Raw genomic sequence first — 4,996 nt, forward strand, 5'->3', positions numbered from 1 at the left:
CCCCGACCGACTCACGCCCGAACCGCCGTTGGTGATCGAACGCAGCCGTTCGCCCGCGGTGCAGCGCCCGCTCCGGGTCGACGAACTGATCCACCAGCCAGGCGCCCCACATCGTGCTGATCGGCACGTTCCGGAAGGTGAGCAACGCGATGATCGCCACAACCACGGCCACCCCGACACCCGTCCACCAGACGTAGTCGGCAACGGTCGGGTCGCCGGGCCATCGACCGGCGAGCACCAATATCCCCACATCGATGAGGAAGACCGCGGTGAGCCGCAGCCAGGACAGGTTCAACCCTAATGCGCGCTGTGCCTTCATCGGTTCCTTGCCGATCGTCGCAATGCTGCCACTCCAAGTGCCACGCCTGCCGCCGCGAGCGCCGCCAACAACCCGGCGCCGGCCACCCAGGCCGGTGTCATATCCCGCTCGGGGGGCATCGGCGGCACCTCCAGGGGTGCCGACAGCCGCTCCGGTGGCTGCGACGCCACGTCGGGAACGTCCCAGGTCAATGCTGCCACCGGGTCGACGATGCCGTACCCGACCACGTTGTCGACCCCCCGTGCCGGTGGTCGTGCGGTCCGGATCAGCCGGTTGATCACCTGGTGCGCCGACAACTCCGGGTACTTTGCCCGCACCAGGGCCGCCACGCCGGAGACGATTGCCGTGGAGAAACTGGTGCCCGACGGGACCAGCAGCGAGTTCTCCGGGCCGTCGACCGCGTTCATCAACCCGTCGTCGCGCGGCGAGAGCCCTTCGATGTCGGTCCCCGGAGCGGCGATCGACACCCACGGGCCGGCGACGCTCGTCTTGCTCAGCGGGGCACCCGCCGAGTCGACCGCACCGACGGTCAGCACATATTCGTCAAACCAGGCGGGCGTCACCACGGTGTTGACCCCGTTCCAGTCGCGGGGGTCGTCGGGACGCATCGCGTTATAGGTGGGGTTCTGTTTGCAGTCCCGCCAGCTGACGTCACCGGCGGCGGCCACGATCACCACGTTCTTCTCGACCGCGGCGTAGCGCACCGCAGCGCCCAGATCGGCCTGGTCGAGCATGGTCCGGACGTTCATGCAGATCGCCTGGGAGATGTTGATGACCTGCGCACCCATGTTGGCGGCGTGAACGATCGCCCGGGCCATGGTTCGCAGGCCTTCGTTCTTCTCCCGCAACTGCGGGTCCTGTCCGGCCCCGAACGGCTCTTTGGGACCGAAGGCCGCACTGTACTGGCGAATCGAGATCAGCTGCACGTCCGGGGCGATCCCGCTGAAGGCGTCCGGTGCCCCGCCCGGCGGCGGTGCGCTCGGCGCGTGGAAATCGACCGGCGCGGTCCGCGCCTTACCGGAGAAACTCGCCGACCGCGCCACGCCGGCACCGCCGTCACGCGGGATGTGAGCCGACGAAGCTGCCGCGCCGGGTCCCGGAGCCGGACCGGCTGGAGCGGGCGGCGGCCCGGGTACGGGCAACGCCGGTCCCGGTGGGGGCGGCGGGAATGGCCCCTGAGCCGGCCCCTCGCCCTCCGTGGGCGGCGGCGCCGGGGGCGCCTCGGGCGGCGGGAGCACCAGGATCGTCGTCGCCGGCGACGGGGTCGGTGGCGGCGGCTCGTTGGTGGGTACCGACGGCGGACGGCGGGTCTGCCGTGGCGGCGGCAACGGGGTGACCCCGTTGTCGGGCATGGCGGCGATCAACGACGCCACCAACGTTCCGTGCGCATCGCAGTCCGACAGCCCGTCACCGCCGGCCATCACGTAGTCGCCGCCGGGGATCAGGTTCGGCAGCCGTGGATGGGGGGTCACCCCGGTGTCGATGACGGCGACGGTGACCCCGCCGCCGCGACCGAACTTCCAGGCCTCCGGCAGGTTCAGCATGTCCATATAGGCCGGCTGGACGCGGAAGTCGGTGTTCGGCAACACCCCGACCTCGGTGCAGTACGCGGTCTGCCGCATGGTCTGCGGCGGTCCCGGTGTGCCGTCGGGCGGCAACGCGCCCGGGTCGATCCCCGGCCGCTCGATCGCGCCGGCGGCGGGCAGGCCCGCCAGCGAGCCACTCGCCGCCATGATCATCGCGGCGGCGGCCGCCGCGGTGCGCTGCAGCCGGCGCACGCCCCTACCGGTACCGGATCGCTTCATAGGTATTCATCAACCACAGCGCCAGCGGGAACAAGGGCATCAGGCACAGGTATTCGATCCACTCGACGAACTTGCGGAACAGCGGGCTGTAGATCCGGTTCGGCACGATCACCGCCGAGAGCAGCCCGAACATCGGCACGAGCACCAGCACGGCCACGCCGACCACCACGGTCGTCGCTGTCCACTGCTGCACCACGAAGCGCACCACCACGGCCGCGACGATCACCAGGCCGGTCAGGGTCACCGTGACCGCCTGCAGGCGGTCCCGGAAGGAACGGCCGCGCAGCACCAGGAATCCCGCGGTCAGGGCGGCCAGCAGCAGCGGCAGCCACGACCGGTCGGAGTGCGGGTCGCACAGGCCGGTGATGCAGACCACCATCAGCACGCCCAGCCCGGTCAGCAAGCCGGTCAGAAACGACCGCGCCCGCTCTGCCCGCAGCACGACCTCGCGTACCGACTCCGGCCCCTCCAGCGAGGGCGGAGCGTCGGGCGAGGTCACCACCGTGGTGGGCAGGTCCGGCCGGGCCTCGAAAACCCAGCGACTGGTGGCCGAGGGAAAGACCGGCAGCCGCAGCCCGGCCAGCCACCGCGACAGCGACGGCGAACTCTGGTAGGCCAGCACGCAGGCCAGGTAGATGCAGGTCATGAGGGTCACTGCGCCGGTCAGGAACAGCATCCGCAGTACACCGGCGAACATGGCGGCCGCACTGATGACAGCGACCGCCGAGTAGGCGGCCAGCTGCCGTCCGGTGAGCCGGATGACCGCCAATGCGGCGATACCGGCCACGCCGAACCCCAGCGCCGCCTGCGCGGCGCCCACGTCTCCGGGCACCGCTGCCGCGGCCGCCACCACCAGGGGCACCAGACCGGTGGCCAGCAGGATGTCGCCGACCCGACGGTCGGAGGCGTTGCGCGCCTGCATCAGGATCAGGCCGGCGGCGATCAGCACCAAAAAGGCCAGGCCCGCACTGAATCCGGCGGTCAGCCAGGAGTTGTGCTGCACCCGCCATCCGGCGAGCAGCCCGGTGGCCAGCAGCACACCGGCGGACATCGTCGCGACCCCGACGCCAACTGCCGTCGCCGTGTCGACCGGGGCGAAGCGCTTCGCCAGATTGACCGCCACCGCGGTCGAGATGTGCTCGATGACCGGTGAGCGCCGCTCCACGTCTTCGATGAAGCGCAGCCACAGCCGGTCGCCGTCGTAGACCTCTTGCTCGGTCAGCGACTGGTTGGGCCGCAGCACCGTGCCGTCGACCAGGCTGAGCACCCAACGGCCACGACCCTCGGCCGCCAGGACGGGTTCCTCGAGCTCCGCAAGCCGCCCGTTGATCACCTTCAGCAGCGGGTCCAGCATCACCGACACCGGAGCGTCGGCGTCGAGCAGCGTGCCGATCTGTACGCCGTCGCCGGCCATCACTCCGACCACCACCGACCGGGGCCCCGTCGGCGCGAGGTCGCCCGCCTGACCGGACTCGATCGCCGCGGTCATGGTTTCACCACCAGATCGGATAATGAAGTAGTACCCATAAGTGCCGCCTCGCAATGTGTCATTTTCAAATCAATCCAATTCTAAGGGCACTTCATACCATTGGCACGAACGCGTTTAACCCGCGGTTTTTTCTCGCGTCACTTGGCATTCGGCGCCGCCCGGGCCGCTAGACCCGCCGATGCGTTTTCCAGGCGCCGTAGGGCAGGGTGTCCAACACCGTTTTGACTCCGACCTGGACAAGCTGCGGGGTCGCCGGGCAGATCGCCAGCCACGCTTCGCCCGAGCCGGCGGTGCGCGCCTGCTGATACAGCGCGATCCGGCCGCCCGAGCCGTCTTTGAGGGAAAGCACCGAAGCGCTGGGCCCCTTCGCGTCGTCGCGATATTGCCGCGCGTAGACCGCGGCCTCTGCCGCCGGTTCCGACAATGCCTGTCCCAGGGCGGCCACGGTCGCGGCGCTGATACCCATCCGGCGCAGGTCTCCCCCGGTGAAAATGTTGAAACCGGAGTCCTGCCAGCTCTGGGTCGCCTCGAGCATTTCCTCCATCGGAACGTTGACCGCGGTGATCTGCGCCGGATCGGCGTGGTGGATGGACTCCATGCCGTCGAGCACCAGCGCGGCGATCGACGTGGCGTCGGTTATCGCGACGTCGTCGACGGTGATGTCGGTACCCACGCGTACCGCCGACACCCAGTGCTCACCGCGTCGGGCCAACAGGACCCGGAACTCGTTGTCGGGGATGTCGCGGGAGCCGGGCACCTGGTCCTCGTCCTCGCTCACCCCATAGCGCAGCTTGCCCAGCGACAGCAGCGCCACCACCTCGAGGTCGGGCGCGGCGAGCACCCGCATGCGTGCCGCCACCGTCTCGTTGACCTGGTCGTCGACGACGATGCCCTGCTCGCGCATCACGGCCATGCCGGGGTGCTCGGTGATCCAATCGTTCGAATCAGTGGAAACATAAGGCCGACAACGCAACTCGGGAGCAACATGGCGGATGTCCAGCAGCGCCTGCAGCATCCAGAAACCCTCGACGTTGACGGTGATGTCGGTGCGAGTGCTCGGGTCCATCACTACCCTCCTCTACCGGATTGTTCGCCGGATTTGGCTTAGCGGAGTACTTGGCTATTGGATCACGCGAAAGGGCGTGACCGCTCGGCACCACCCGCCAATTGCAGCACGCGACAGCACACCCGTGGATCGGGTGTGCTGCCGCGCGCTGCGAAATTGCGGGGCGCTCAGGCCCAGCTGGAGCCGACCGACGCGTCGGTGTTGGCCATGTTGTTGCCGGCGGTCTGGACCTTCTGACCGTGGGAGTTGGCCTGCTGGTAGATGACCGCGAAGTTGCGGCCCAACTGCGTCACGAACTCCTGGCAGGCCACCGAACC

3 protein-coding genes and 2 pseudogenes are annotated in these 4,996 nt (G+C 69.1%); all 5 read right to left on the bottom strand.

Going from position 1 to position 4,996, the window contains the following annotated elements; translation table 11 throughout:
- Nucleotides 1-319: pseudogene (locus LI92_RS19740) on the bottom strand (type VII secretion protein EccE); the annotation flags it as partial.
- On the bottom strand, nucleotides 316-2,124 hold the full coding sequence (locus LI92_RS19745; protein ID WP_046321955.1) for a S8 family serine peptidase: 1,809 nt from the start codon (nucleotides 2,122-2,124) through the stop codon (nucleotides 316-318). The pseudogene LI92_RS19740 and the gene LI92_RS19745, both read right to left, overlap by 4 nt.
- The gene (eccD, locus tag LI92_RS19750; RefSeq protein ID WP_046321956.1) at nucleotides 2,102-3,613 is read right to left on the bottom strand and encodes a type VII secretion integral membrane protein EccD; all 1,512 of its coding nucleotides are present in this window, start codon (nucleotides 3,611-3,613) and stop codon (nucleotides 2,102-2,104) included. Before eccD ends, LI92_RS19745 begins: the two co-directional genes overlap by 23 nt.
- A gap of 166 nt (nucleotides 3,614-3,779) precedes the next feature.
- The gene (locus tag LI92_RS19755; protein ID WP_046321957.1) at nucleotides 3,780-4,679 is read right to left on the bottom strand and encodes an ESX secretion-associated protein EspG; all 900 of its coding nucleotides are present in this window, start codon (nucleotides 4,677-4,679) and stop codon (nucleotides 3,780-3,782) included.
- A gap of 167 nt (nucleotides 4,680-4,846) precedes the next feature.
- Nucleotides 4,847-4,996, bottom strand: a pseudogene (locus LI92_RS22635) (type VII secretion protein EsxI); the annotation flags it as partial.

The organism is Mycobacterium sp. UM_Kg1 (genome assembly GCF_000972925.1).
In the GTDB taxonomy this organism is placed as follows: Bacteria; Actinomycetota; Actinomycetes; order Mycobacteriales; family Mycobacteriaceae; genus Mycobacterium; species Mycobacterium hiberniae.